This window comes from Sphingobacterium sp. UBA3519 (genome assembly GCF_002377215.1).
In the GTDB taxonomy this organism is placed as follows: Bacteria; Bacteroidota; Bacteroidia; order Sphingobacteriales; family Sphingobacteriaceae; genus Sphingobacterium; species Sphingobacterium multivorum.
In genome coordinates, this window is record NZ_DFPI01000018.1 from 161,082 (window position 1) to 187,591 (window position 26,510).

Annotated in this window: 24 protein-coding genes; 8 read left to right on the forward strand and 16 right to left on the reverse strand. The window is 39.6% G+C overall.

Annotation, left to right across the window (positions count from 1 at the left end):
• Positions 1-7 precede the first annotated feature (7 nt).
• Positions 8-739 (reverse strand): hypothetical protein, encoded by a 732-nt coding sequence (locus tag B3297_RS08975; protein WP_286778799.1) that lies wholly within the window; start codon positions 737-739, stop codon positions 8-10.
• 349 nt (positions 740-1,088) lie between these two features.
• Here B3297_RS08975 and B3297_RS08980 point away from each other — a divergent pair, with 349 nt between their 5' ends.
• The 3 genes from B3297_RS08980 to B3297_RS08990 all read left to right on the forward strand — a co-directional run bounded on the left by B3297_RS08980 (position 1,089) and on the right by B3297_RS08990 (position 4,198).
• Positions 1,089-1,595 (forward strand): RNA polymerase sigma factor, encoded by a 507-nt coding sequence (locus B3297_RS08980; RefSeq protein ID WP_070563905.1) that lies wholly within the window; start codon positions 1,089-1,091, stop codon positions 1,593-1,595.
• Between the two features lie 182 nt (positions 1,596-1,777).
• On the forward strand, positions 1,778-2,500 hold the full coding sequence (locus tag B3297_RS08985; protein ID WP_112374075.1) for an SIMPL domain-containing protein: 723 nt from the start codon (positions 1,778-1,780) through the stop codon (positions 2,498-2,500).
• Positions 2,501-2,863: 363 nt separating this feature from the next.
• On the forward strand, positions 2,864-4,198 hold the full coding sequence (locus B3297_RS08990) for a GH1 family beta-glucosidase (RefSeq protein WP_286778800.1): 1,335 nt from the start codon (positions 2,864-2,866) through the stop codon (positions 4,196-4,198).
• A gap of 5 nt (positions 4,199-4,203) precedes the next feature.
• On the opposite strand, the gene B3297_RS08995 is transcribed toward B3297_RS08990, so the two are convergent.
• Entirely contained in the window at positions 4,204-4,836 is a 633-nt protein-coding gene (locus B3297_RS08995; protein WP_286778801.1) for a hypothetical protein, read from the reverse strand.
• Positions 4,837-5,133: 297 nt separating this feature from the next.
• On the opposite strand from B3297_RS08995, the gene B3297_RS09000 reads away from it, so the two are divergent.
• Together B3297_RS09000 and B3297_RS24860 are read left to right on the forward strand one after the other, a co-directional pair.
• Complete coding sequence (locus B3297_RS09000; protein ID WP_070563896.1) at positions 5,134-5,649, forward strand: hypothetical protein; 516 nt, start codon at positions 5,134-5,136, stop codon at positions 5,647-5,649.
• Positions 5,650-5,705: 56 nt separating this feature from the next.
• Positions 5,706-6,059, forward strand: a complete 354-nt coding sequence (locus B3297_RS24860) for a DUF2809 domain-containing protein (RefSeq protein WP_414711982.1) — start codon at positions 5,706-5,708, stop codon at positions 6,057-6,059.
• 11 nt (positions 6,060-6,070) lie between these two features.
• On the opposite strand, the gene B3297_RS09005 is transcribed toward B3297_RS24860, so the two are convergent.
• Complete coding sequence (locus B3297_RS09005) at positions 6,071-6,589, reverse strand: VOC family protein (protein ID WP_217493517.1); 519 nt, start codon at positions 6,587-6,589, stop codon at positions 6,071-6,073.
• A 266-nt stretch (positions 6,590-6,855) separates the two neighbouring features.
• On the opposite strand from B3297_RS09005, the gene B3297_RS09010 reads away from it, so the two are divergent.
• Positions 6,856-7,881: a threonine aldolase family protein gene (locus B3297_RS09010; protein ID WP_070563890.1), complete on the forward strand. Its 1,026-nt coding sequence runs from the start codon at positions 6,856-6,858 to the stop codon at positions 7,879-7,881.
• Positions 7,882-7,974: 93 nt separating this feature from the next.
• On the opposite strand, the gene B3297_RS24710 is transcribed toward B3297_RS09010, so the two are convergent.
• From B3297_RS24710 to B3297_RS09045, 8 genes are all read right to left on the reverse strand, one after another.
• Complete coding sequence (locus B3297_RS24710) at positions 7,975-8,364, reverse strand: aquaporin (RefSeq protein WP_312905628.1); 390 nt, start codon at positions 8,362-8,364, stop codon at positions 7,975-7,977.
• Positions 8,361-8,690, reverse strand: coding sequence for an aquaporin (locus B3297_RS24715; protein ID WP_312129143.1), 330 nt, complete (start codon positions 8,688-8,690; stop codon positions 8,361-8,363). The genes B3297_RS24710 and B3297_RS24715 overlap by 4 nt, the downstream gene beginning before the upstream one ends.
• 129 nt (positions 8,691-8,819) lie before the next feature.
• Positions 8,820-11,036 (reverse strand): DUF4838 domain-containing protein, encoded by a 2,217-nt coding sequence (locus B3297_RS09020; RefSeq protein WP_286778802.1) that lies wholly within the window; start codon positions 11,034-11,036, stop codon positions 8,820-8,822.
• Between the two features lies 1 nt (position 11,037).
• Positions 11,038-12,570, reverse strand: a complete 1,533-nt coding sequence (locus B3297_RS09025) for a YaiO family outer membrane beta-barrel protein (protein ID WP_286778803.1) — start codon at positions 12,568-12,570, stop codon at positions 11,038-11,040.
• 4 nt (positions 12,571-12,574) lie between these two features.
• Positions 12,575-14,008 carry a glycosyltransferase family 2 protein gene (locus B3297_RS09030; protein WP_286778804.1) on the reverse strand — a complete coding sequence of 478 codons (1,434 nt, stop codon included), beginning with the start codon at positions 14,006-14,008 and terminating at the stop codon, positions 12,575-12,577.
• A gap of 39 nt (positions 14,009-14,047) precedes the next feature.
• Positions 14,048-14,938 carry a HEAT repeat domain-containing protein gene (locus B3297_RS09035; protein ID WP_286778805.1) on the reverse strand — a complete coding sequence of 297 codons (891 nt, stop codon included), beginning with the start codon at positions 14,936-14,938 and terminating at the stop codon, positions 14,048-14,050.
• Between the two features lie 237 nt (positions 14,939-15,175).
• Positions 15,176-15,556 (reverse strand): response regulator, encoded by a 381-nt coding sequence (locus B3297_RS09040; RefSeq protein ID WP_046673523.1) that lies wholly within the window; start codon positions 15,554-15,556, stop codon positions 15,176-15,178.
• Between the two features lie 167 nt (positions 15,557-15,723).
• Entirely contained in the window at positions 15,724-16,803 is a 1,080-nt protein-coding gene (locus B3297_RS09045) for an NAD(P)H-dependent flavin oxidoreductase (RefSeq protein WP_286778806.1), read from the reverse strand.
• A 175-nt stretch (positions 16,804-16,978) separates the two neighbouring features.
• Here B3297_RS09045 and B3297_RS09050 point away from each other — a divergent pair, with 175 nt between their 5' ends.
• The gene (locus tag B3297_RS09050; RefSeq protein WP_046673609.1) at positions 16,979-17,971 is read left to right on the forward strand and encodes a 2-hydroxyacid dehydrogenase; all 993 of its coding nucleotides are present in this window, start codon (positions 16,979-16,981) and stop codon (positions 17,969-17,971) included.
• Positions 17,972-18,136: 165 nt separating this feature from the next.
• Here B3297_RS09050 and B3297_RS09055 read toward each other — a convergent pair whose 3' ends face one another.
• Complete coding sequence (locus B3297_RS09055; protein WP_112375470.1) at positions 18,137-18,475, reverse strand: winged helix-turn-helix transcriptional regulator; 339 nt, start codon at positions 18,473-18,475, stop codon at positions 18,137-18,139.
• 118 nt (positions 18,476-18,593) lie between these two features.
• Here B3297_RS09055 and B3297_RS09060 point away from each other — a divergent pair, with 118 nt between their 5' ends.
• The gene (locus B3297_RS09060) at positions 18,594-19,997 is read left to right on the forward strand and encodes an MFS transporter (RefSeq protein ID WP_286778807.1); all 1,404 of its coding nucleotides are present in this window, start codon (positions 18,594-18,596) and stop codon (positions 19,995-19,997) included.
• A 58-nt stretch (positions 19,998-20,055) separates the two neighbouring features.
• Here the strand turns inward: B3297_RS09060 and B3297_RS09065 are convergent, their stop codons facing one another.
• From B3297_RS09065 to B3297_RS09080, 4 genes are all read right to left on the reverse strand, one after another.
• Positions 20,056-21,003 carry a hypothetical protein gene (locus B3297_RS09065; RefSeq protein WP_115048765.1) on the reverse strand — a complete coding sequence of 316 codons (948 nt, stop codon included), beginning with the start codon at positions 21,001-21,003 and terminating at the stop codon, positions 20,056-20,058.
• Positions 21,004-21,085: 82 nt separating this feature from the next.
• Positions 21,086-24,226: an error-prone DNA polymerase gene (locus B3297_RS09070; protein WP_286778808.1), complete on the reverse strand. Its 3,141-nt coding sequence runs from the start codon at positions 24,224-24,226 to the stop codon at positions 21,086-21,088.
• Between the two features lie 2 nt (positions 24,227-24,228).
• A complete protein-coding gene (locus B3297_RS09075) occupies positions 24,229-25,728 on the reverse strand; it encodes a Y-family DNA polymerase (RefSeq protein WP_286778809.1) in 1,500 nt (499 codons plus the stop codon).
• 2 nt (positions 25,729-25,730) lie between these two features.
• A complete protein-coding gene (locus tag B3297_RS09080; protein ID WP_070563863.1) occupies positions 25,731-26,471 on the reverse strand; it encodes an ImuA family protein in 741 nt (246 codons plus the stop codon).
• Positions 26,472-26,510 lie beyond the last annotated feature (39 nt).

Sequence of the window (26,510 nt, forward strand, 5' to 3'; positions counted from 1 at the left end):
TCTTTTTTTAAATAGTTAATTTAAGTAAAATACCTGTCTCCGGCGTATGATTCATAATCCGTGCATTATAGAGTTCAGCAATCTTCATCAAACGCATTGGACTATGTTTATGTTTTATTGTTGACAGCGATCTCCCCTGGCTAAAAAAAGGTGACACTTTAACTAAAATCTCAAATTCAATCACCTGTACCGAAACTGAAATAGCCTGTGAAGGAATCTCATCATTTAAATACTGGAATATAGCAGTAAGTAACTTAAACAGCTGAACTTGTGCCTCATGATGCAATTCTCTTAAATGCGGATCTAGCAAGGTGTCAATTGTAAAACCCGATTGTTTTCTATAACTCGCCACAGCCTCATCAACTGCATGAAAAATGCCAAGATCATTCAGTATCGGATTGTAGAGCAATACAGCTTTATTACGAATCTCCATAACCAACGTGCTTAATGAATCACGTAAGCAACGTAATTCTTCAAAATCACCATAGCGATTTGTAAAATTCTGAAGAGATATACGCATTCCGTAAAGTTCCTGAGCCAATTCATCGCGGAAATACCGTCCTATTTTTCCAATATCATCTTGTTGATTCCTAATAATCGATTTATAAAAATCTTCTTGACTACCATCCCATACCTGCTTTAGTTCCGAAGGCTCTTTGAGGTTCTCCAACCGTCCCACAGGCTCTTCTGATAGATCAAAATATAGTTTTTTGTTTTCGTCCCCCATATTGTTTTTCATTACATGTCATAACTAATAACCATTTAAAGGTATCAACAGTTTTAAATATTCACATCTATTTAGCCATTAAAAATGTACCAATTAAAACACTACGTATAAATACGTGCGACAAAAAGAAAAAAGGGGGAAATGAAACAGGAAAACACTTGTTATTAATGCAGAATAACGCTTAGCATCAGCCTGATAGCTGAATAGTTATTCTACATAAAACATTGACTAACTGATTGTTAAAATAAAACAAGTAATAAAACAGCTTGATCCATTCAGCGTCAACGCATTTCCTCTTAATTATTTTCTAGCACCTTAATTGTAGTGATATAGGCAAGATAGACACTTAAAACTTGATAATATGGAAAATTTAACAATCGATCAACTGTTTAAGGAAAAAAGACCTACATTAAAATATTTGGCAGCGCAATTTACAAACGATCCGGATGAACGAGAAGATCTGGTTCAGGAGACCATGGTAAGGTCATTGGGATCTATTGAAAAATTCCTGAAACATCCAAAGTTGATGTCCTGGCTCTATATAATCATGAAAAATACATATATTAACCAATATACTCGAAATAAAAGATTGGAGAATTACCGCAATGAATATGTAAGTATAGGTTATCATAATGAAATAACAACCAATCGCGGTGAAAATAATTTTATAGCCTCTGATATACAACACGCACTCAATAGTTTATCAAAAGATTACTATAACGCCTTTGCAATGTTTTTGGAAGGATTTAAATATTATGAAATTGCAGAGCATCTGCAAATCCCGGAGGGTACGGTCAAAACACGTATACATATGGCCAGGAAAGCACTGCAAAAACACCTAAAGATTTATTCAAAAAGTATCGATTAAAAAATGGTCTCTTTTCAAGATAAAAAAAGCAGGTATTTAGCCTGCTTTTTTATCTTATTTCCCATTACTTAGACCTTCCTATTCTTCAACTGCATTTTACCCTAGCGGATATCCTAGTTATTCATTATATTTAGATATTTAGGGAACAACTTATTGATTTAATAGATTGAACATCAAAAAGTATGAAAAAACAGTTAATCACTTTATTTTTTATATGCTTGAGTGGCATTATGGTAGTATTGTCCTGTGATCGGGCAGCAAAAGAAGGTGAAAATAGAATTCGTGTCAGTGGTGAAGGAAAGATTAGGATAATGCCCGATCAAGTCACGTTGACAATCAATACGGCATTCACAAAACCGAGGATGGTAGACGCGGTTAGAGAGACTCAAGCAACTGTCGATACGGTCATTGCATTGCTCCAAAAATACGGCAATAAAAAGGAAGACATTAAAACAAGCAGCGTATCAGCAAATAAGGATTATCAATACATCGGAAATACCAATAAATTTATTGGTTATCAAGCACAACAAACAATCGATTTTGTTTTACATGATTTATCGAAATTTACAGAATTAACAGGCAAGTTGTTAGAGACCAAAATAAGCGGAATAGGCTCCATCTCATTCGATCATTCCAAAGCAGACAGTATTTTAAGAGAAGCGGATCTTATTGCTTATGATGATGCATTAAAATCTGCAAAAAAACTTGCATCTCGGGCAGATGTCGAAATTGGCAAACTGCTGTTTTTGTCGAACGACGGAAGCGCATCCAACCAATCGACGCAGTTTAGAACAGGGATGGCGTTAGAAACATTCAACAAGGGTTACGGCGGCGAAGGATTTAAAGTAGCCCCCGAAGTTTTAGAATTTAAAAGGACAATATATACGGAATTTGAAATTAGATAGCTCAAAAATTGGGATTAAGAATCTACGCCAATTAGACATTCTGGTAAGATCGTACTTACGAATAAAACTTGCTTAGAATTAGCATACGGCTAAGTTAAATACCATGATTCATCGCGGTGTTTTTTTCGTATATTTAACACATAGTTTATATACAGTTCATTTTCGTTTCGTTACTTTATCATACAATAGTTCAATGTAATCAACGGAGTAATGTATCTATTATGAAAACGATAAACTATTTTTTCCAGCGAATTATATTTAGGATCTTTCTAGGTCGATTCAGTTCATTCTATTCACCCTTGAGATTCCACAAGACCTAATTGTTTTTAAACGGCATTGAGGTCCGATAATTTTATTTTATAAATGCTTTTAACCAAAGATGCTTTTGGCAAAGATTTTATTTGGGGAGTGTCTACAGCTGCCTATCAGATCGAGGGTGCGCATGATTTACATGGCAAAGGTCCTTCTATTTGGGATATCTTTGTACAAAAAAGGAACCGTATATTTCAAAATCAACATGGTAATCAGGCTTGCGATTTTTATAATCGCTACGTCCAGGATCTCCATCTAATGAAAGGAATGCATATTCCTAATTATAGATTCTCCTTATCATGGAGCCGTATTTTCCCGGGTGGAATCGGTGAAGTAAATCAATCAGGTTTGGATTTTTATGATCGATTGATCGACCTATCGCTCGAACTAGGGATCACCCCTTGGGTTACCTTATACCATTGGGATCTTCCCCATGCATTAGAAAAAAAAGGTGGCTGGGTGAACCGTGATGTAAAAGATTGGTTTGGCGAATTTGTTTCCAAATGTGTGCATACCTACGGTGATCGTGTTAAAAACTGGATGGTTCTCAATGAGCCTACCGTATTCACTGCCGCAGGTTATTTCTTTGGCGTGCATGCACCGGAACGAAAAGGTCTGGGTAATTTTTTGGCCGCCGCGCATCATGCGGCATTGGCACAAGCACAGGGAGGTCGAATCATCAAATCGATCCAGCCCGACAGTCAGGTTGGAACTACATTTTCATGTTCTCATGTCGAACCATTCACATCGAGAGACAAGGACATTAAAGCAGCAAAAAAAGCAGACGTATTACTCAATCGTCTGTTTATAGAACCTCTCTTAGGAATGGGCTATCCTACTCAGGAGATTAAAATACTGAATAGAATTGAGAAGTATATTAAATTGAATGATGAAAGAGACCTGAAATTTGATATGGATTTCATTGGGATACAGAATTATACGCGGGAGGTTATACGATACGCCATGTTCGTTCCTTATCTCCAAGCAAAAATAGTATCCGCAAAAGAGCGTAAAGTTGATTTAACTGAAATGAACTGGGAGGTTTACCCAGCGTCCATCTATCATATGCTCAAAAAATTCAGTACCTACCAAAACATGCCGCCTTTAATTGTTACCGAAAACGGCGCCGCGTTTCCGGATAAAGCCGAGAATGGTATAGTACATGATCCTAAAAGAGTTTCCTATTTACAGGAAGCATTGCAACAAGTTTATCGTGCGAAACAGGAAGGTATAAATGTCAAGGGCTATTTTGTATGGACTTTTCTTGACAACTTCGAATGGGCTGAAGGATATCGGCCAAGATTTGGACTGGTGTATGTTGATTTCAAAAATCAACAACGTATCATCAAATCCTCTGGGCATTGGTATGCGGACTTCTTAAAATAAAAAAATTACTTTTTCTCACCATGATGATAAATCAAATTCGTGATTTTTAATAAAATTACCGCTACAAGTATTGCCCCAATAATGATACATACGCTGATTAATGAATTTCGCCCGTTATCAGCAAAAATATAGATTGCGCATACCGCCAACAGACAGGGCAAAGCAAAAACAATCAGCTTGATCCAATAGACACGATCCTCTTCCTGGAGGATCCTTTCGGTGGTTACCGCATGAATAAGATCGGCCTTATTTTTTCTAAAATACGTAAGAATGAGCTCTATCTCTTCCTGTCTAAGTTCGCGGGGGCGGACGATCTGTTCTTTTAATACGATAAGTAGATTTTTGCGATCGCGTTGTACAGAGCGAATATCTGCCATTTGAAATCGCTTTTTATAGCCCATGGGATTTATTGCATAGCCCTTATAATCGCTGTTTTCGGGACATAGACAAGAGAACTCAATGGCATTTAAAGAGAAGATAATATCAGTGTGATCTTGACCAATCTCTCTAAATTTTGATATGGCAAGTTTAACGGTTGCAAATAATGCACACTGAAGCACAAACAGACCAAAAGACAGATGAAAAATCCAGGACAAAAGCAATGCAACAGCAATAAATCCAAAAATAAACCAGCTCATATTAGACAAAATGTCAACCTTACGTCGTATTATTAACACAAAAATTGTACACATTACAGCTGGGATACTTGCTTTCCAATCCCAAAATATACTGACAACACCCAGCACTGAGCATAGCATATACATCAGCAGTTGAAAATAATCTGATTTCCGTTGGAAGTTGGTTCTCTTAATTTCAATGCTGTTTTCCACTACCTGCTCGAACAAAATGAAAAAATGTTTAACATAATATCTCTCTGATTGCATAAATATAAATATCTTTAATTAATATATTTGTAAAAAATCAAAGCGTATCGTATGAAGACTTTTCAGTTTAAATCACATCAGGTTAAAAAGGGCTTAATCTTTGGATTAATTTATTTAGTTGTTGTATTTATACTATGTTATATGATCTTCGGTGGTATAAATGGGATGGCCGATGCGGCAAATAACTTTGGTTCGGCGAAGGGCTTAGGGATATTGGTTGCGGTTGTTATCATTGGTCCACTCGTCGTCATCTTGCAATTGATCAATCCCAAGATTGAAGTACAAGTTGACAGTGCGAACTTATCTATCAGGCAGCCGAAAAAAGAGGATAGCATTATTCCACTGAAAGAGATCTACATCATGGAAATAAACCATGCTTTGGTTAACCAGCTTCAGCTGTTCGATCAAAATAGACAGCTACTCGCTACAATACACCCCCAAAACGACACAAATGTCATTTTCTCCATCGCTAGTGCAATAGCACAACAGGGTAGATTTGTGAAGACAAAGGGGAACAAAAAGATCTTTGGAAATCCTGTTGAAACAATTTCCTATTCCAGGCAATAAATTTGGCATCGATATACGAAATGAAAAGCGCGGCAAAAATTCAGTATTTGGTCCTAATGGTGACAACTCTACTCTTGGGTTTAATCTCACGTAAAATATCTGTCATATCGCCTATATGTGGCGATGTGCTTTATGCCATGATGGTGTATTGGTTATCACGCTTAATATTTATTAAAAAATCACTGTTCTCCTACTGTATCATTACCATTCTATTCTGTTTTACCATTGAATTTTTACAACTTGTCCAATTGCCCCTATTTTTATGGATAAGGAGCAATTCACTTTTGCGCCTCGTATTTGGACAAGGATTTCTCTGGTCAGATTTAGGGGCTTATTGCTTGGGAGCGCTTGGAGCTGCATTTCTTGATTATCTTAAAAATCATTTGCTAAAAACAGACCCTGCGTTGTGAACTGAATAGACCTACTTTGTCGTTTTGGCCCCCATATCGATGCCCATCTTTTCATAAGCAAGATCATTCGGCTGCCAAAGCTCTATTTTATTTCCTTCAATATCCATGATATGAACAAATTTGCCATAGTCAAAGGACTCGATCTTATCAAGTACCGTAACTCCCTCCTTCTTCAATTGATCGGTTAGAAGTTCAATATCGGCAACCCGATAATTGATCATAAAGTCTTTTTCCGAGGGGCCAAAATAGCTTGTACTCTCTTTAAAAGGGCTCCATTGCGTAAATCCTTTTTTCGTACTATCAGCACCCTGATACCACTCAAATACAGCGCCGTAAGAATTTGTTGCCAGTCCCAGATGATCGGCATACCAGGCTCTTAATTTTTTAGGATCTTTGCACTTGAAGAAAATTCCGCCTATACCAGTTACTCTTTTTAACTCGACAGGTCGGTTCAAATTGCTCATGGTATTAAAGGCGTACCCCATTCCAAACGCCAGCGAAATACTCGCAACAAATACGACTCTTTTCATAATTTGATAAGGATAAATATTTATTTCTACCTCCTCTCCCAAATTTAATCATAAGTTTTGAAAAAACATTTACAGTGCAAAACAACATATTCTTTTCTTATACGCTCAGAATGTTATATTCATAGCTTTTATCCCATTTTTTTCCTGCTCAGATTGTTAAAAAACGATATTGTATTTATACATTTGACTCGGTCAAGATTCATTTATCATCCTGGTAATGCGTTTGACGTACTTAGTAAATAGCATCTGAAGTAAAAAACAGCGTTATGTATAATTTTAAAAACGATTATTCCGAAGGGGCGCACCCCCGCATTTTAGATAAACTTATTGAAACAAATCTGATACAACAAGCCGGCTACGGCGAAGATGAATATGCTAAAGCAGCAAAAAGCATTTTGAAGAAAAAGATAGCGAACGAGCAAGCTGTTGTTTACTTTTTATCTGGCGGAACACAGACCAATCTACTTGTGCTATCCTTTCTCTTACGTATCCATGAAGCCGTAATTAGCGCAAAAACGGGGCACATATCGGCCAATGAAACTGGCGCTATCGAAGCAACTGGACACAAAGTCATTACTGTCGAAACACTTGATGGAAAACTAACGCCGAAGGATATTACAAAAACGTTAAAGGAACATGCACTGGCACCACATGTCGTAAAGCCAAGAATAGTGTATATTTCCAATTCGACTGAAATTGGCACGATCTATACGCTGACAGAATTGGAAGCACTTTATGTATGTTGTCAAGAACATCATCTTTTACTTTATCTGGATGGAGCTCGGTTGGGGCATGCTTTGATGGCTGAAAACAACGATCTAACACTGAAAGACATTGGAAATTATGCTGACGTATTCTATATTGGCGGGACGAAAAACGGTGCGCTTTTAGGTGAAGCCGTAGTGTTTAATAAACCCGAATTGGCACTGGATTTTGACTATGCAATCAAGCAGAAGGGCGCTTTGCTTGCCAAGGGCCGGGTTTTATCCATTCAGTTTCTCGAGCTCTTTAAAGATGATTTATATTTTGAACTAGCGCAAAAAGCAAATTCCTACGCTATGCGGATCGCTCAGGTGATCAAAGAAAAAGGCCATTCATTTTTGACAGACTCAACCACTAATCAAATTTTCCCGATTTTACCCAAATCTGTCATAGAGACATTGAGTCAGAAATACCAGTTTTATATTTGGAAGGAAATAGATAATGATTATGCTGCTATTCGCCTGATTACCTCCTGGGCCACCGACGAGGAGCAGGTTGCAAGTTTTATGGAGGCCATATTGAAATCTTAGTGATCCTGCCTCTAGGCTTATCAATCACTCCTAAATGAAAGCGTCCAATAGGTATGTTGTACCCATTGGACGCATCCGATAAAATGAAAAAAATTAGTCTTTAGGTTCCAACGCTTTCCAAACAACCGCTGCAACTGCAGCACCCACGAGCGGCGCAACGATAAATAACCATAGCTGAGACAAAGCTTGCCCCCCCGCTAAAATGGCAGGACCAAATGAACGTGCTGGGTTAACGGATGTACCCGTTACAGGGATAGCAACGAGGTGGATTAATAGCAGTGTAAAACCGATTGCAAGTCCAGCCATTGTACTGTTACCTACTTTAGAGGTTGTCGCTAATATCACAAATAGAAAAAGAAACTTTAACACTGCTTCGATCAGAAAGGCAGAAGCAGTACCATACTCGTTTTGATAACCCTTTCCCCATCCGTTGGAGCCATAGGCCCATTCACCTGCAGTAAAGCCGGCCAGCTGTCCACTCAAAATCTGTTGAAGAACAAATGCTCCAAAAGTGCGCCAATAAATTGAGCAATGATATACACAATTGCATCCTTAGCAGACATTTTACCCGCCAATAATACACCAACCGTAACGGCAGGATTGATATGACAACCTGAGATTCTTCCGATCGCATAAGCAAAAACCACGACCGAAAGGCCGAAGGCAACTGCAATACCCAAAAGGCCAAGGCCAGAAAGTCCAGCTGTGGTATTGGCCCCTGCAATAGCGGCAGCTCCACAACCAAAAAGTACCAAACCAAATGTTCCAATTAGTTCGGCAACAAATTTTGAAGATGTTTTAATTTCCATATGAATCTGTTTATAACTTAGTTAACTCTAATTTAATCATTTTCCGTATTAAATTAAACCACTAAAAAATTTATTGTAGAACAATATCCACACACCATTAAAATCAGTTCTATAGATACATCTTCAACATCAGTTTATCCATATTTCATCACAGGCTATAAGCGCGTTCCGTTTCGGATGATACCTCCATTCAGGTAATTTTGCTAAGGGCTCAGCATAGACTCGAATGACCTTAACACGGTCGTTTATCAAAGCTCGATAGCGAACCTTCTCCACTGTATAATCTTCCTCCTGAGATTCAAGTTTCCTCAGCAGCACATCTTGAAAATCTTCGCCATTTTGGGATACCGAAATGCGGACTTCCTTTGGTGAAAATATCCAATGTCGGGCATCCTTTAGAAAATTAAGCTCTATCGTATCGATGTGTTTTTCCTGTTCAAAATCAAACGTAATATCCATTGGCTCCCCATTCCATAGCAACCAGTTGTAGCTATAATCCATGTATCCTGGGACACTATCGGAGAGGGTTTCCAGACCATTGGCAGGGAAGGAAGGATCGAATGGATTTTTCAGTTTTATACTTGCTTGTGAAGCTTTGTTCGTTCTGACTCCAGCATTGAATATTTCGCTCCACTCTTTTGCATAAGCATCAGGTGACGCCCCCCCTTCGGCAAGTTCTATTACCCCTAGCCTTTTGGCGTCTTTAATAAATTGAGTCACTTTACGGCTTACATTAGGCCTCACAACCCAATGTTCGCCGTCTTGCTCAAAGATACCATGCCGATGCGGACCATAGAACCGTGCTTGTTGCAAGTAGGTGTAATCCAAGCCTAAACCGACACGTCTAATACGCGATTCTAATAAAGGATTTCCTTCACTTGCAATTTCAGCTTTTTCTAACAATGTACTGTATTGATCCATAGCTTCGGGACTCAAAAAATCCTTTCTATTATCAATTGGATTTCCATAAATCGACAAAGCGGAGGACGCTCCAGGCAAGTGATTTCTTCGCAGATCGAGATATTTCTTAATAAATGGCGCTGCCTTACCATAATAGCCCTCAATAAATTCATCTGTCAATTGCTCTTCTGAACGACCATCTGTATCCCAGGCAAGGTTAGCCAAAATATAAGCATTTAACTCCGCCATATCACTATAGGTCGCTCCGCCACCTTGTAAGAATACCCCTTCTACCCCTTGTCCTTTCAAATATTGCATGCTTTTCTGCATCGTTCCTTGAATGGGGAACGGGGCAAGATAATTGGTAAACTGAGTCAAATAATCCCATACAAACACATGCTTCGCTTTTGATTTCCAAGCGCCCAATTGTCTACGGAAAGTTGTTGCAGAATATTCACTACTGATATCATTTTTCCGAAAAGCATCGATATTACTTAATATAACCGAAACATTATCTGCGACGCGAAGATGCGCTGGAGCATTAGCCGATTCGAGATACGCCAGCGTCGTAAATTTCTTGTCTGGAAATTTTCCTGCCACCCTATTCACAAAGTGAATCAAGGAGCCCTGTGCTCCTCCTTCGCGCTTATCAATGGCTTGGCAAAGATCGCAAGTACAGCTTCCAATGTCGTCATTGGCTGCTATGGACCAATAGATAGCCGTTGGATTTTCAAGCATCCTTTTCTTAAAGTAAGCGACTGTATGATTAAAAACTTCTTCATTGGAAAGACAGAGCTGATTCGGTTGACGCTTCCCATCATACAGCGCGTAATATTCCGGATGATCTTTAAAGTAAATCCATGGTGGCAATATTTTACTGAAGGTATGGCCCCAGTCCCCCCATCTATCTTCCAAATTATGTAGGCCATACCAGTCCATGTACTCCTGATCCAATTCCACAGGGAAATAAACTTCTCTAAACTGAAAATTAGGCTTTGAAAAGATTTTTAAATCGGCATCCACATATAACGCAGTACACTTTGGAACATCGGTATTTTCTTTACCTGTATACCACTTTCGCCCACCAATAACATCCCTGACATAACGGTACGCCGCAAATATTACACCTCTACCACTTCCCTTGATGTAAATATTTTTTCCGACAGCTTCAATCGAATAACTGTCTTCAGGGGACGCATTTGTTATTGGGCTTCTTTCCAAAATAATGGCATGTGTACCATCAACTTCAGCTTGTATTGCAAAATCTACACCTGTGCTTTCTTTTGTAAAGGTGTTTATCACCGCAGCAGCTTTTTGTACAACAGGATCATTTGCATCCGCCTGGATAACATAATCCGTTTTCCCATTGTCCACCAATACCATTCTTTCCTTACCCTGAACTATCGTTACCAAAGACAATAGACCTAACATAAACTTCCACATCATATTAAAAATATCTCCTTAATGATAGATTTAGATCATACTGGTTCATAAATCTATTTTCAGCAACTTTGTAATAGCTCCAACCGCCCATGAGTGTAAAACCCCAAGCATCTATGTGATGTTGCCAGCCTGCATTAATTGATCGGGATAAAAAATTGAAACGGTTGTTTAGGAATTGATAACGCGATGGATCATCTGGCGAAGTCCCCACATTACCGATTAGTGTGACATAGGAATCCGGTTTTTCACTGTTATAATAATGTCGGATCGCGAGGGAGTAGGCTTGGTTCCATCGTTGTTCATCACGTAACAAAAATCCCCTTAAATAGACAAAAGTTGGCCCAAAATATCGGCCTGCCGAAGCGACAAGTCCGTAATTATTTGTATTGTCATTTGCACGAACATACCTTCCTCCGAAATCGAAGAGCCACAATCCCGCTTCCCGATACAGGCTATAAGATGCGCGCCACGTTGGAAAAACACTGCCATCAGCCCAAGCTATCTGGTGATAGGCATATATATTTTTACTGTAGTTAAGCCAAGCATCCAAACCGACCTGATAACCTTTCTCACCACGTCTATTCCCGTAATTAAACTGTCCGATAAGTGTATTTTTCTCCCCTAATTTTTGGCCATATTCCAGACCTGAAATAAAGAAATGTCCATTTGGCCGATCTTGCGAACTTTGCATATGATTTGCTCCAACATAAAACTTATAAGGCATATTCTCGCGGTAAACTTTGGTCAAATGCTGATATTGTAAATTTTCCGGCATCTTCGCTACCAGCTGATTCATATAACCCAATGCCGTTGAATAATCTTTGTTTAGTGCGGCAATGTTTGCTAATTGTTCGGTAACAAAAATCGAACTGTCACCTCTGCTCCATAAAGTTTCGAAATCTGTCTTCGCTTTCCCGTATTCTCTATTCGTCATAAAAGCACTTGATCGCAGGTATAAGAAACGATTGTCTGCAGGATCGGCATGTTGTATACTGTCCGAATAAGCCAATGCTTGAAATACATCTCCCTTTTCGACGAAATTCCGTCCCCTTTTATACCAGATATCGATGCACGCATCACGGTCACGTGTTAACTTCCTATGTTCAAATTCGCTATACAACCTGATGATTTCAGCGTCCATCGGAAACCGTTTACGTGCGGATTGCCAGGTAATCGTTGCTTTTTCAGGCTGATTAGAAGACTCATATAGTGCAGCTAATGAAAGATACGCGTCTCTGTAGCTGGGCTCGCTCGAAACCACTGCTTCAAAATAGGGAATCGCCCAGTCGGCTCGCCCCATCTTCTGATAGCTCAATCCCAAGATATACCTAAAATCCGTGTATTTAGGATATTTTGATAATACGGTTTGGCTCAATGCAATGGATTCCCCCACTCTTCCTGCTCGCAGGTAGCCAGCGGCTTTTGGAACCAAGCTGTCAACGTCGTATGTTTTATTTTGCCAGTTAACCTGCGCATGTACAACTTGCGACAAAAATAGCAAACAAAAAATTAGCGCAGATAGGATTAATTTTTTCATTTTTCTACTTTTTAATGTGATCAGATGGCAAAGGAGTTAAGGTGCCTTTTCGCGTCATTTCCCCCCAGGCATGCTTTTTCCCAAAAAGTTCTTGGACATAGCCCAGCGAGCTATAAACGATAATGGGATGATATACAAATGGTTCTATAAATGCGGTGAGGCATAAGCTTATAATATCTTTTCGCCGTTTGTAATATTTATAGACATAATTGTCCAGTAAAATGGAAAAACTTGTCAGAAAGACCGAAAACATATAGACGAAGATGAATAAAAGAATAGCCATTGGCCAATTAATGCCATGTGTTAGGATGAGGTAGATATAAAAGAAAATACCTAAAATTTCCATAATAGGGGCAAAAAATTCGAAAATGGCATTGTATGGAAAAACGATGAGTCCAAACCTTTTGTACTTTGGATTAAAAAAGGCCTTACGATGTGTGCGCATAATTTGCATCAAACCCCGCGCCCAGCGTACACGTTGACGCGTTAACATCTTGAGGCTGTCAGGCCCCTCAGTCCAACAGAGCGTCTGCGGAATATACTTGACCTCGTATTTTTGGTTATTGTCACACATGGTCATACACATTCTGGTTACCATCTCCATATCCTCACCCAAGGAATTAGAATCATATCCGCCCGCAGCAATGAGAATCTCTTTATCAAACAATCCCAATCCCCCAGAAACATTGGGAATACAGTTGAGGTAATTCCAGCCCATTTTACCCAACAGGTATGATCGAATGTATTCCATTTCCTGAAAACGGGCCAATATGGGTTTGGGTAATGCAGCTTCCACCAACATACCGGAATCCACATAACTGGAGTTTGACATCCGTAGTGTTGCGCCCACAGCGATTACACGTTCCTTCGAATCCAGTACAGCTTCGATTAATTGAACGAGGGTATCATTAGCGAGCACACAATCCACATCGGTATTTAAAATATAAGGAAAGGAAGCTACATTAATTCCAGCATTTACCGCATCGGCCTTACTGCCCCCGTTTATTTTATCAACGATCGTTAGTCGTTTATGAGAGATGTCCCTGGATTTGTAGATTGCTTTAATCTCCTTACATGGCACCAAATAGTCAACCAAAAAGTCTACCTGGACCAGATCAAACTCTTTAATGAGCTTCTCCAATGTATCATCTTTACTGCCATCATTCACAATAACGACCTCGTATCTGGAGTAAAACAGTGTCATCAGCGAACGTACATTGTTCACGATTGTAACCGATTCATTATATGCTGGTGCGACAATACTTACCCCTGGAGCAATTTCAGACTCCATTAATGTCTGCACACGTCGGGAATTTCGCTTCCGAAGATTCTTCCGGATCGATATGGATGACATCCGAAACAACATGACGTATACAATCAACAGCAAGAGACAATAAAATCCGAAAACAAATTCTATTGAAAATATAAAATGTTTCATATGCAATACTTTTGTGTTATGGAACCAATACCTAGCAATCTATATATAGTGAACCATAGGGTGACTAACATAACGTATAAGCTTATAATCGTCCAAATTTTCAGCAGTTTCAATTTTACTTAAACTTGATGTACTGTAAGGCTTTTGCGCGAGCAGGGAACAATAAGCGTGTTTTCGTAGTGCCAATACTGTACTTTTGTCGTTGAAGATATTCTCTAAAAGATCGATCGATTTGCCTTGACCAAGACGCCCCAATGCTTTTACAATCTCTATCTTGACATTTAAGGGCTGCTCGACGGTGTAAAAATCAACTAACCGACTTTCGCTATCTCTCGCCAGGAGTTTGCCCAATGAGTTGATCGCTTTGTGTAGCGTTTTAGCATCCTGAGCTGAAACGATGAGCTGCCATAATTTTTCTTCATCTAATTGCTGGTAATAGACCATGAGGTCCATCATAAGGCTATTGATTGAAAAAGATTGAGCGCCGTCGAGCCATTGAGAGAAGACGTAAGATCCCACATAATCGGTTGAGACAATTGTTTGATAGATATCAAGTGCATCCAGGTCAGTAATTCCTGCAATACCAGAAAAAACCTGATCGAAGGATATTTCACCCCGCACCTGCAAAAGATATTTAAAGGCCGCTACCCGAACTTCAATGCGTGGGCTACTCATCAGCTGCATCAAAACCGCATCCTGGATCTCGACCTTCATCAATGCTAAATCGGCCAAAGATCTTACCGTGGCTGCCACATGGTGGCTCTCGTGTCTTATTTCGTATTGGGCTTCTCTATCGAAGCCCAATTCATTAAATAAACTCCGCATATTTTTTCCTTTCTCTCCACCGATAGTAAAAATATATTCATGCAATATTTGACGGACCACTTTCTGAATGATCGGCTTATGAAGATCCAACGCTAGTTTATCCACCGGATAATGGCTATTCCTATTATCAATCAAAATGTGTTCATAGATAAAATCTCGCAATACAGGATATATTTAGCATGATATAGGCGATACCGATAGTCGCGATAATAAAAGATAGCAATACCGACAAGACAGCTTACCCAAAATAGAAAGCTCAACACAAGCGCTATCGTAACCAAAATAGGCCAACCCTCACCCTCAAAAAAGGATCGGATGCTATGAATCGTATGTTCTATTTTACTAAGCATGACCTATTCTTAATCGTACACGGGATATCAGTTCAGACGGCGAAATAGGTTTTTTGATATAATCGTTGGCTCCTACTTCGAAACCTTCAACAATGCTGTTGTCATCTCGATAGCCTGAAATAATAATAACGGGCACCTGATTATTCGTACTGCTTTTCCGAATGCGATCGATTATTTCGTAACCATTAGCAAAGGGTAATGCCAGATCTGTTATGACCAAATCAATGGTTTCATCCGAAACCAGCGAAAGGGCTTCTTTACCGGACTTTGCCAGTAAGAGGTCATACCCTTCTCTTACAAGAACAAACTGCATTGTGCTCAATAGAATTTCATTATCTTCGATAACAAGAATTCTCTTTTTTTCGTTCTCCATAGCGGTAGATTTTTAGTTTTTCACGGTGAGACAAAGTTTCGAAAAAAAAAGAAAATGTCTTGTAGATTAACAACTACAGGTGGATTTAAATAATTTAAACGCAGGTTTTAAGGATTGTTATCTCTTAAAATGACAATATATTGACATAGCTTATTTCGTGTTTATTGTTAAACAACTAAACTAGTATGTAAAATTTCAACTTCTTCGATCAAGGAACGAATAATATCTGCAGTAGAAAGTTCACTGTAAGAATGTATCGATTGTCCGGTCCAAATGTTGATAAAATCAGCATTTCTATTTATCCTTGCTACTCTTCTTAATTCGCCTGTGAGTTTATTTTGATAAGGATAGGGCAAAATCTTTTGAGCGGCTTCTAAAGCTTCAATGAATTTATTTTTTATACCTCTGGCGTAGCGCCCTGAAAAGCTCCTCGTTAATACGATGTCTGATTCATTAACGCCTGAAAGACGCGCTTTTTCAAAGTCCAGGAGCGCGCTCTCCTTAGATTTGAGTAATAAACTACCCACCTGGAAGCCACTGGCACCTAAGAACTTTGCAGCATGCAATGTACTAGCGTTGTATAAACCACCGGCATAAATAAGGGGAACATGGACATGCTCCTTTACCTGCGGTAGTAGTGAAAGTCCGCCAATCGCCGGTATTGGAGTCTCGTCAAAACTTCCGCGATGTCCCCCTGCTTCTAGTCCCTGTACACAGATGATGTCAATGCCAGATTCTTCCAAAGCGATTGCTTCTGCCACCGAGGTGCATGTACCAATAAGAGTAACATCATTGTCTTTCAATCGTTTTATACTTTCTGTATCCAAATTTCCAAACGTAAAACTCACAACTTTACACCGATGGGTGGTGATTACGTCAATCTGTTCCCTGTAATCGGTCAAATGGATACTATCAAGCTCGGGTAAGGTTACTTTCAAGTCGTGCTGCGCGGCTAATTGCTCCACGAAAGTTTTTGTTTCACTATACTGTTTCCTTAAATCGAATGAAACCTTGGGAATATTATTGACAAAAATATTGACCTCGAAAGGCCGCTTTAGATTTTCGGCAGTCAAACGAATAAGTTCGCTGCAACGTTCTGGCGGCAGATCACCCAAAGATAACGAACCGAGCGCTCCAGCACGCGAGGCTGCAATGACCATTTCTGGTGTCGTAACACCAAACATTGGAGCTTGGATAATCGGATATTCAATACCTATTGATCTTGTGAGTTGATTTGACCACTGCATATCGGGACAATTTAATAGTCTTAAAATTTGTATAACGATCGAAGTAATGCGTCTAATTTAGCTTATTTTTTGTTAAATGATGTGATAACAATTGGGAAACATCCTACAACGGAAGTTCCAAATAAGCTATTTATACTGTATATTTATGGTATTTTATTACGTAACAAACAATTTTATGAAAATCGCCTTCTTTTCGACTAAACCATACGACAAATTATTCTTTGAACAGGAAAACAGCGCTTACGGATTTCAGTTTAATTTTTTTGAAACGCATTTAGGTCCACATATTGTCAATGCTATTGAAGATGAGAAAGTGGTCTGCGCATTTGTCAATGATAAACTAAACCGACAAGTGATTGAAGTACTTGCTCAAAAAGGTGTCGAACTGATTGCATTACGCTGTGCTGGTTTTAACAATGTTGACCTGGAGGCGGCAAAGGAGTTTGGCATTCAGGTATGTCGGGTCCCGGCTTATTCCCCAGAAGCAGTTGCAGAGCATACAATGGCAATGTTATTGACATTGAATCGTAAAACCCATAAAGCCTATAACCGCGTAAGGGAGCAAAATTTTGCATTGAATGGCCTTTTAGGATTTAATCTTCACCAGAAAAAAATTGGCGTTATTGGAACGGGAAAAATTGGAAAGGCCTTTATCAAAATTGCATTGGGATTTGGGGCAGAAATAATTGCCTATGACTTATATCCCGATCAGCAGCTTACAACACAGGGTGTCAATTACAAATCATTGGATGAGCTCTTTAAAGAATCAGATATCATTTCACTTCATTGTCCCCTAACCTCCGAGAACCACTACCTCATCAATAGCGAGTCATTGGGGAAAATGAAAGACGGCGTTACTATTATTAATACAAGCAGAGGCAATCTGATCAACACCCAAGATGTCATTAAAGCACTCAAAGAACGAAAAATTGGTTTACTGGGTATTGATGTCTATGAACAAGAGGAAAAGTTGTTTTTTAAAGACTTATCGACAACAATTATTGAAGATGAAACAATACAATTATTGATGAGTTATCCGAATGTCTTAGTGACGGCACACCAAGCTTTTTTCACCACAGAAGCATTAACCGAAATTTCGCAAAGAACACTAAGGAGCATCTCAGACCTATCAACCAAAGGAATCACTGACGCCGAGGTCATGCTTTAACAAGACTTCCCATCAAATTTATTTTGAGGTAGCGCTATTAGCAATGTTGTGGCTAAATGCACCTTTTAAAGAAACAGAATGGATGCAAACTGTTGTATCATCGGTACAATTGTCTCATTAGGCATCAGCAAAAATGAGTAGCGAAAGGGAATATAAACTAAATGCCTATCCCCTTTCGCGTTTGTAATCACACCACCACTCATCAAGTCTTTCAATGACCGGCAGTAAAGTTTTACCTAATTCGCTAAGTTTATACTCCACACGTGGTGGAGATTCAGCATAAATCTGTCTACATAAAATACCATCACGTTCGAGCTCACGGAGTTGAACGGTCAAGGTCGTTTGCGCCAGATCTTCCATTTCCCGCCGTAGTTCTCCAAATCTTTTGGGGCATTGTTTGGCAACAGCCTTAATGAGCAAAACTTTCCATTTTCCGCCAATTATCTTAAAAATTCCGTTGACATCACAACAGGCTCCAAAATTTTCACTTTTTTTTTCCTTCATAATCTCCTCATACTGACCATTAGTTCATAAAAACATACCAAGTACATCATTTATAACTACTTGATTGCAAAAAATATCCAAACTATTTTTAATCGTAAAATTATTAAAAACTTTCTATATGCGCTTTCAAATTAAGGATCTACTTCATATTTTCCTCCTTTCAACGGGTATATTTCTTTTCGTCATCGATCTTTTTATCATTAATGTTTCTCTTCCCACGGTTCAACATGCGATACATCTACGCAATAGTGATACGCAATGGATCATAATACTATATATCATTGGTTACACAAGTCTTCTAATCAATGCAGGGAATGCCGGAAATCATTATGGAAAGAAGAAATTATATTTAATTGGCATGGCTGGTTTTACAGTAGCCTCTCTTTTATGTGGCTTAGCCGATAATCTTTACATTTTATTGGCCGGAAGATTGATCCAAGGGATTAGTTCTGGATTGATGGTTCCACAGGGTATCGCATTGATCACCTTACGTTTTGAAAATCCCGAGAAGAGATCAATGGCATTGGGTATTTATGGGAGTATAGCAGGCATCGCTTCTGTCATCGGTCAATTATTGGGAGGAATACTTCCCGACCAGACCTGGATACATGAAAGCTGGCGTCTTATCTTTTTAATTAATGTTCCCATTGGGGTGGTCGCCTGCTTTGCTGTCTATCGTTATACAGCTAACGATCAAGTCTACGTTAAATCCGCTGTTTCTTTTAAACCAATGGTAACATTATTTACGCTTTTAATGGGAATAATTTTTCCATTAATCATGGGGCCTGACTTGAAATGGCCAATATGGTCACTGCTTGTCCTGGGAACAACGCTTGTTTTTGTCCAGCTATTTCTAAAAAAACAGCGTAAATTAGAAAAGATGGGCTATCCTAGCGTACTCAATTTCACCTTATTCAATAATCGGGTTTTCAATTTGGGTCTGCTGGCCGCATTAGCCTACTATATGGTACAGGACGCTTATTTTATCATAAATTCCAATTACCTTCAAAATCAAAAGAATTATACAGCAACAATGACCGGAATTGCCTTTGTTTATCAAGGTATAGGTTATGTATTGGCAAGCGTTATGGTCAGCAAGTTGATACAGCGTCATGGAAAAATTGTGGTGCTTTATGGATTAGGCATCATGATTTTGGGATTGGTTGCACATCTTTTCATTTTTAATAGGATGCTTTTAAATAACTACCAGATACATACCCTGTTCTTTTTATACGGCATTGGTTGCGGTAGTGTGCTACCTGCATTAATGACTCTTGCCTTAAAAGACCTCAATGAAAAATTAATTTCAGTCGGATCTGCCATCTATCTTACGATACAACAACTATCAATATGCCTGGGAATCACATTTATCGTCGGTGTATTTCTACATCAAAAAGAAAATAAATTTTTCATTTGGCAGCATATTTCATCAGCTTATGGCTACTCGATCGCACTATCGGTCATATTGCTCTTATTTGTCCTAAGTTTTATAGCTTATTTACCTTCACAAAAGGTAAAATAGCAGGTAATTTGTATAGGGTTTAGCTGTTTTATCTTATTTTATATAAGGGTTAAGGCCGCTAATTTGCTGCCTTATATTTGTTCACTAAAGCATAATCATAGGGTATGCGCATACTCAAGGGACCAGCTTCCCACAAATCTGAATCAGGGGACAAGTAAAAGTCATAAGCATTACGCAGGAAATTTTCCCCATCGGGTGCTTCTTGCCATTTTTTCTGCGCTCTATTATAAAGTAGTATCATGCAACTCACGCAAGTTCCCTTATCTTTCATGGCCAGGTTTTCATAACACTTCCCTATTTTTACACTTAATTTTTGTTGAATAATAAGGTCCGTCAACCGTCCTTTGGTAAGGTGAATTAAAGCAAGCTGTGCATCTTCATCCGTTGGCGAATGTTTTGCGGGGTTCAATCGGTCGAACTGAGCCTGATATATTCGTGCTATTTCGGCCTGCCTCACATCCATTGGTAAGAGATTTGTATCTACGGGATGGAGGTCTTCAACATCGTCCACCTGGGTGGCTCCAACACTTAAGGCGATATTTTGTTTGGATGTGTCAGCATCTGCAGCAGCTGAGCTTTCATTTTTATCGAATAACTGCGTAAGTTCTGAAATATGATGTCCTATTTGATTAAAACCAACAACGTAATTTAAGATAACAAAAGCAAATAGTGCAAGGACAGAAAAAATAAAAAGTGCCTTCCAAATACTGGTCCGGCTATGCTCATTTGTTTCCACTTCCAAAAATGTAGATCTTTTGTGATCTGCTCTGTCAGCATCGTCACGATTTTCAATCCGGTCATAATCGCCTAAAAATAAGTCTTTACCATCAAAAAGATCAATATGATCTTCTTGAAACATTTGCACTATATCCCGGGCAGCTTTATACTTTACATTTGCCGCTGTGGCAACCAGATCAATTGCGGCATTGACATCGCCCTGTTTAATTAATTCACGAATAGTTGCTTTATCAATTTCGATTGTATTTACGAGAATATTTTTAGTCATACCGTTTAATTTCTATGGATTGCTTCGCTATCGATTAGCACTGAACCATTTTAGATCAAAAATCAGATTAATAAATGAAAGATCAATGAAAATTTCTTCCCTTATGAAAAATACCTGCAGCATTGTCGCCAACTGTTGTCAGATCTTTTAACAAACCTGACATATCAAAGCATCGTTCTGCTATTACATGAATAACCTCTCCTTCAACTTGAATTTTACCCGCGACCATCAGGAGTTTTGCGCGAAGAATTTCTTTTCGATATTTTTCAAATACAGTACTCCAAACGACAATATTTGCAAAACCGGTATCATCTTCAATGGTGATAAATAAAACACCTTTAGAGGTTCCTGGTCGTTGTCTAACCGTAATCAATCCGCATATTTTCACGAGTATATTATTTTTGATCAGACCTAATTTTGCTGTAGGCACGACATGGAGTAGATCAAGCTTACCGCGCAAGAAACTCACGGGATGTGCTTTAATGGATAGTGAGGTTCTTGCATAGTCGGCCACTACATGTTGGCTTTTCGTGAGCAATGGCAGTTCGATCTGTCCTTCTACTATACTTTCAGAGGGTTGACCTTCAAATAATGCAATCGGACGATCCGCCAATGCTGTAATTTCCCAAAGTGCTTGCCGACGATCAATACCTAATGATGTAAAGGCATCTGCATCAGCTAACTTCTCCAACGCAGTAAGAGATAGTCCAACATCCATCATACCAGTAATGGATGCATAAGCAGACTGCCGACCTTGTGTCAGCACAGCAGCCTCTTCCATTGAAAATCCTTTGATCTGACGTAAGCCTAATCGAAGGTCATGTGGTTTTCCAATTTCTCCTTCTAAGGTATTGTCCCACAAAGAATGATTGATATCAATAGGGCGTACTTTTACCCCGTGTTTCTGTGCATCAATAACAATTTGTGCTGGCTGATAGAACCCCATGGGCTGACTATTGAGTAAGGATGCTGCAAAAATATCCGGATAGTAATACTTAAGCCATGAGGACACATACACCAGTAATGCAAAAGACGCTGCGTGACTCTCTGGAAAACCGTAACTGCCAAAACCTTCCAATTGCTTAAAAACTCGATTTGCAAACTCTTCCGTATAGTTTTTCTTTACCATACCATCGACCATCTTTTTGTGAAAAGTCGACACCTGCCCTTTGGCTTTGAATGTAGCCATGCTTCGGCGCAATTCGTCGGCCTCTGCAGGTGTAAATCCCGCAGCAACAATGGCAATTTCCATGGCCTGCTCCTGAAAAAGGGGGACGCCCAAGGTTTTTTCAAGAATGGTTTGGATCTCTGTGCTTGGATAATCGACATCTTCCTCTTTATTTCGCCGACGCAAATAAGGATGCACCATATCGCCTTGTATTGGTCCAGGCCGTACGATAGCCACCTCAATAACCAGATCATAAAATTCGCGCGGTTTTAATCGCGGCAACATCGACATCTGGGCCCGGCTTTCGATCTGGAATACACCTAAGGTATCCGCATGACAGATCATATCGTAAACCTTTGGATCGTCTTTTGCCCCAATATCAGCCAGGGTAAGCTCTTTTCCATAATGCTTTTTAGCGAGGTCAAAAGCTTTGCGTATACAGGTCAACATCCCCAAAGCAAGTACATCAACCTTTAGAAAACCCAGTGCCTCAAGATCATCTTTATTCCATTCGAGATTTGTCCGATTATCCATACGGGCATTTATTAAGGGACAAAGCTCATGCAAATTACCTTGCGTAATAACAAAGCCGCCCGTATGCTGCCCCAATTGACGTGGAAAGCCAATATATTGGTGCGTCAATTCGAGAATTTTTCGCAAATGTTGATCTTCGGGATTAAAGCCCTGTTCAACCAAACGTTCCAAATTGATATCATCGTCCCAATGGCTACTCACTACCCCTGCTAAACGCCCTACCGCATCCGTGGAAAGCCCCATCGCCTTGCCAACATCACGTATTGCGCCTTTGGAGCGTACCTGTGTGACAGTTGCTACGATAGCAGCACGATTTCGACCATATTTCTCATAAATATACTGGATCACTTCTTCTCGACGCTCATGTTCAAAGTCGACGTCTATATCCGGAGGTTCATCGCGTGCATCGGACATAAATCGTGCAAATAAAAGCCTGTATTTTGATGGGTCAACAGAAGTAATGCCCAAACAGTAACAGACCGTAGAATTTGCTGCCGATCCACGTCCCTGGCATAAAATTCCTTTTTCCTTTGCAAACCGGACATAATCGTATACAGTTAAAAAATAAGAAGCATAATTTTTGCGTTCGATAAAATCAAGTTCCATTAGAATCGTTTCACGAACTGTTGCTGGAATATCACCATCAAATCGTTTTTTTGCCCCTTCCCAGGTTAAATAAGTTAATTCCTCCTGCGTCGTTCGACCATGGGATGATAATTCATCTGGATAGATGTACTTCAAATCATCTAGGGCAAAACGACAAGCATTGGCTATTTTTACACTCTGTGCTACGGCCTCAGGATACAGCCTAAACAAACGTTCAACTTCAGGTATTGATTTGAGATAACGCTCCGCATTAGGATGTAAATGAAATCCAGCCGTATGTATCGTACATTTTTCACGAATGCAGGTTAAAATATCCTGCAATTCACGCCTTTCAGGGACATGATAATATACATCACCAAGTACCACCCTCGGGATATCCAATTGTTCGCCAAGCTGATTTATCCGAAACAATAATTTAGCATCATCCCCACGATAGAGTTTTTTTATTCCTAGATTAAGATAGCCCTGGAGATGCTGTTGACATTCCTGAACAAACTCAATAAATGAATGTTCAAGCTCAAACCCCACGACCAATTTTTCAGGTGGACAAATAATGAATATAATCCCTTCAGCGTATTGAAATACATCGTTTTTATATAACTCGCATTTTCCTTTTTCGGTCCTTAAATTTCCAAGAGTTAACAATGTTGAGAGTCGGCCATAAGCCTCTTTATCTGTTGGGTAGGCCAATAAACTTGGGCCATCCTGTAAATCTAAACGACAGGCAGGAATAAGTCGTATACCTACTTTTTTAGCCTCGATATGCGCACGAACGATCCCAGCAAGGCTATTACGGTCGGTTACTGCAACAGCATGATACCCCAATTGAGCAGCCCTTTCGATCAGTTCCTCAGGGTGTGAAGCACCTTCGAGAAAACTAAAATTACTTGTTATCTGTAATTCACAATAGCCCATGCTTAAGCAAAAAAACCGTGTATAAACCATTGATCCGTATGCCCGTCATAATGCCCCGAACGATACAGCCAAAAACGCCGGCCTTGCAGATCTTCTACCGCATAGTAATCCCGATGTTCGCCTGGATCAATCCACCATTCACGCTCAATACGTTCGGGGCCATCTGCTTTTCTGATCGTATAGGTGTCTCCCTTATAACGGAACAAGATGGGGGGATAATCGGGTATGGGAGCTGTAACAATAATACGTTCCGGAACCTTCAATAATCGCGTCGGACGTGGTCTTGCCATTTGCCAGTCAACAGTTGCAACCTCATCTAGTGTAGTCGCTATTTTCATGGATCGCTCGGGCCAGTAATGTGCAGACGGAACATAGCGTGAAATCTCACAATTGGCGTCCCTACTTTTCAAGCGATCTAACAGTTCGGTAACTGCCGGGTTTTTGAGGCCAATTCTATGGTTCCAAAGATTTTCCTGAATAGGATCTGCAATTTCAACTTTAGAAACCTCCAAAGTAAATAATTCAATCCCCAATGCCGGTTCAATCTGTGGAATCTTTAGGACAAATAATTGAAGGATATGTTTGACCTGGGCAGTAGCACGATTAGTCTCAATGCTGATTGTCTCTAATTTCCCATCCACGCGGTGGCAATTCAATTCAGCTGCACGTAATCCTTTCCCCTCTCCCGACAAACGTTTACACAACTTGTTTAATAACTCTTCCAGCGCCAGTTCAATACCATGTGCTGTACAGATGGGTTCGAGACAAGGTAATCGCTCTTCATACGGTAAATTAGCTTTTATAGGAAGAACAAATTCATCTTCCAGCCCCATGGCCTGATCCAGTCGAAGCAATAGGCTGTCACCAAATCTTCTACGCAAGACTGAACGCGGCATTTTTGCAAAACTTCCTATTGACTGTAGTCCAAGCGATTGCAACCTTTTCAATTGAACCTCTTCCAATCGTAGTGCTGCAGGGTGCAAGGGAAAAAGTGCCTCTGACTGCGCCTGTTCATTTATAATCGTATTTTCAGAACCAAAATGTGTGATAGCCCATGCGGCCCCAATGGTATCAGCAATGCCCATGCGCACAGTATAACCATGTTGTTTAAATTGAGAAACAATACTTGTTAAGTAAGTTGCCTCTCCACCCCAAAGATGTGCACAACCACTTATATCGAGCATAATTCCATCGGGCTCATCCAATGAAACCCATGGTGTATACCTTATGCACCAATCTGCTATGGAATGGAGTAATTTTTCAGCCAATCCAGCTTGCTCTTTGATGATTTTAAGTGATGGAATAAATGCCCGTGCATCTGCTATAGCCATACCTGCGTGTATCCCCGCTTGCTCTGCAAATGCGTTACACGCACTAACGATTAATTTTCCTTGGACAGCGACAGACAAAACAACAGGAACATCCTGCAAATGTGGCTTACAGACGGTAAGCCAATCTGTTTTTAAGTAACGAAACCAAAGGGACGCAAATCTTTTTTTCATGGCTAGCCTAAATTTTGATAATTATAGGTCCAATCTGTGATCTGCACATCTTTTTTGAGGAATGTTCTAAATCCTTGTGGAGACCAGATAATTTGTCCTTTGGCTGGATTACCATTTCTTACCTTAAGCAGCTCTACTTCCCAACAGGGGTAACCAATACCAGGTAATCCATCATCCGATTGACTAGGTAAAGAAGTAACCTTCCAACGTGCAGCACAACTCGTCGCCAACAAGATCTTGGGGTTATGTTGAAGTATAAATCCTGTCACCCGGCTTTTTTCTACGGCAAGTTGAAGGCGCCTTGACTGAATAAAATCCAGCTGATGTATTTCAGCCAATACGGCTGTTATGCCATGGCATTTCAACGCTTCTTCCATTGCCCATAAAACATCTCTTTCCCGTTTCATGGAGACAAAAACAATCGAGGCCGGATCAACTCCAAATGATTTGATAGCAGCAGGAAATACCGTTTGAATAGAGCCTATCCAAATACAAATCCCATCATTTTGCATCAGTTTTCCAAGCAAAGCACCAATAAATCCACAGGAAGCAGCACTATCCATGCGGTTAAAGCTAACAAATTCATGTATAACACCTTTGGGAAAGATTCCATTTGGAAAAGCTTTTTCCAAAGGCCCCAAATCTATAGCGCATTCATCATTCAAACTTTGAGCTACTCCCTGCCACGACAGTAAGTCTTTTTTAAGTTTGCTAATCAAAGCTTGTTTATCATCTAACATCATAGCCCCTCCTATTTAATAGTACATACAAATGTAATACTA

Bases quoted from the DNA above. Each gene is read 5' to 3' on its own strand.
- B3297_RS08975 (WP_286778799.1), bottom strand. From the start codon at position 739: ATGAAAAACAATATGGGGGACGAAAACAAAAAACTATATTTTGATCTA.
- B3297_RS08980 (WP_070563905.1), top strand. From the start codon at position 1,089: ATGGAAAATTTAACAATCGATCAACTGTTTAAGGAAAAAAGACCTACA.
- B3297_RS08985 (WP_112374075.1), top strand. From the start codon at position 1,778: ATGAAAAAACAGTTAATCACTTTATTTTTTATATGCTTGAGTGGCATT.
- B3297_RS08990 (WP_286778800.1), top strand. From the start codon at position 2,864: ATGCTTTTAACCAAAGATGCTTTTGGCAAAGATTTTATTTGGGGAGTG.
- B3297_RS08995 (WP_286778801.1), bottom strand. From the start codon at position 4,836: ATGAGCTGGTTTATTTTTGGATTTATTGCTGTTGCATTGCTTTTGTCC.
- B3297_RS09000 (WP_070563896.1), top strand. From the start codon at position 5,134: ATGAAGACTTTTCAGTTTAAATCACATCAGGTTAAAAAGGGCTTAATC.
- B3297_RS24860 (WP_414711982.1), top strand. From the start codon at position 5,706: ATGGTGACAACTCTACTCTTGGGTTTAATCTCACGTAAAATATCTGTC.
- B3297_RS09005 (WP_217493517.1), bottom strand. From the start codon at position 6,589: ATGAAAAGAGTCGTATTTGTTGCGAGTATTTCGCTGGCGTTTGGAATG.
- B3297_RS09010 (WP_070563890.1), top strand. From the start codon at position 6,856: ATGTATAATTTTAAAAACGATTATTCCGAAGGGGCGCACCCCCGCATT.
- B3297_RS24715 (WP_312129143.1), bottom strand. From the start codon at position 8,690: ATGGAAATTAAAACATCTTCAAAATTTGTTGCCGAACTAATTGGAACA.
- B3297_RS09020 (WP_286778802.1), bottom strand. From the start codon at position 11,036: ATGATGTGGAAGTTTATGTTAGGTCTATTGTCTTTGGTAACGATAGTT.
- B3297_RS09025 (WP_286778803.1), bottom strand. From the start codon at position 12,570: ATGAAAAAATTAATCCTATCTGCGCTAATTTTTTGTTTGCTATTTTTG.
- B3297_RS09030 (WP_286778804.1), bottom strand. From the start codon at position 14,008: ATGAAACATTTTATATTTTCAATAGAATTTGTTTTCGGATTTTATTGT.
- B3297_RS09040 (WP_046673523.1), bottom strand. From the start codon at position 15,556: ATGGAGAACGAAAAAAAGAGAATTCTTGTTATCGAAGATAATGAAATT.
- B3297_RS09045 (WP_286778806.1), bottom strand. From the start codon at position 16,803: ATGCAGTGGTCAAATCAACTCACAAGATCAATAGGTATTGAATATCCG.
- B3297_RS09050 (WP_046673609.1), top strand. From the start codon at position 16,979: ATGAAAATCGCCTTCTTTTCGACTAAACCATACGACAAATTATTCTTT.
- B3297_RS09055 (WP_112375470.1), bottom strand. From the start codon at position 18,475: ATGAAGGAAAAAAAAAGTGAAAATTTTGGAGCCTGTTGTGATGTCAAC.
- B3297_RS09060 (WP_286778807.1), top strand. From the start codon at position 18,594: ATGCGCTTTCAAATTAAGGATCTACTTCATATTTTCCTCCTTTCAACG.
- B3297_RS09065 (WP_115048765.1), bottom strand. From the start codon at position 21,003: ATGACTAAAAATATTCTCGTAAATACAATCGAAATTGATAAAGCAACT.
- B3297_RS09070 (WP_286778808.1), bottom strand. From the start codon at position 24,226: ATGGGCTATTGTGAATTACAGATAACAAGTAATTTTAGTTTTCTCGAA.
- B3297_RS09075 (WP_286778809.1), bottom strand. From the start codon at position 25,728: ATGAAAAAAAGATTTGCGTCCCTTTGGTTTCGTTACTTAAAAACAGAT.
- B3297_RS09080 (WP_070563863.1), bottom strand. From the start codon at position 26,471: ATGATGTTAGATGATAAACAAGCTTTGATTAGCAAACTTAAAAAAGAC.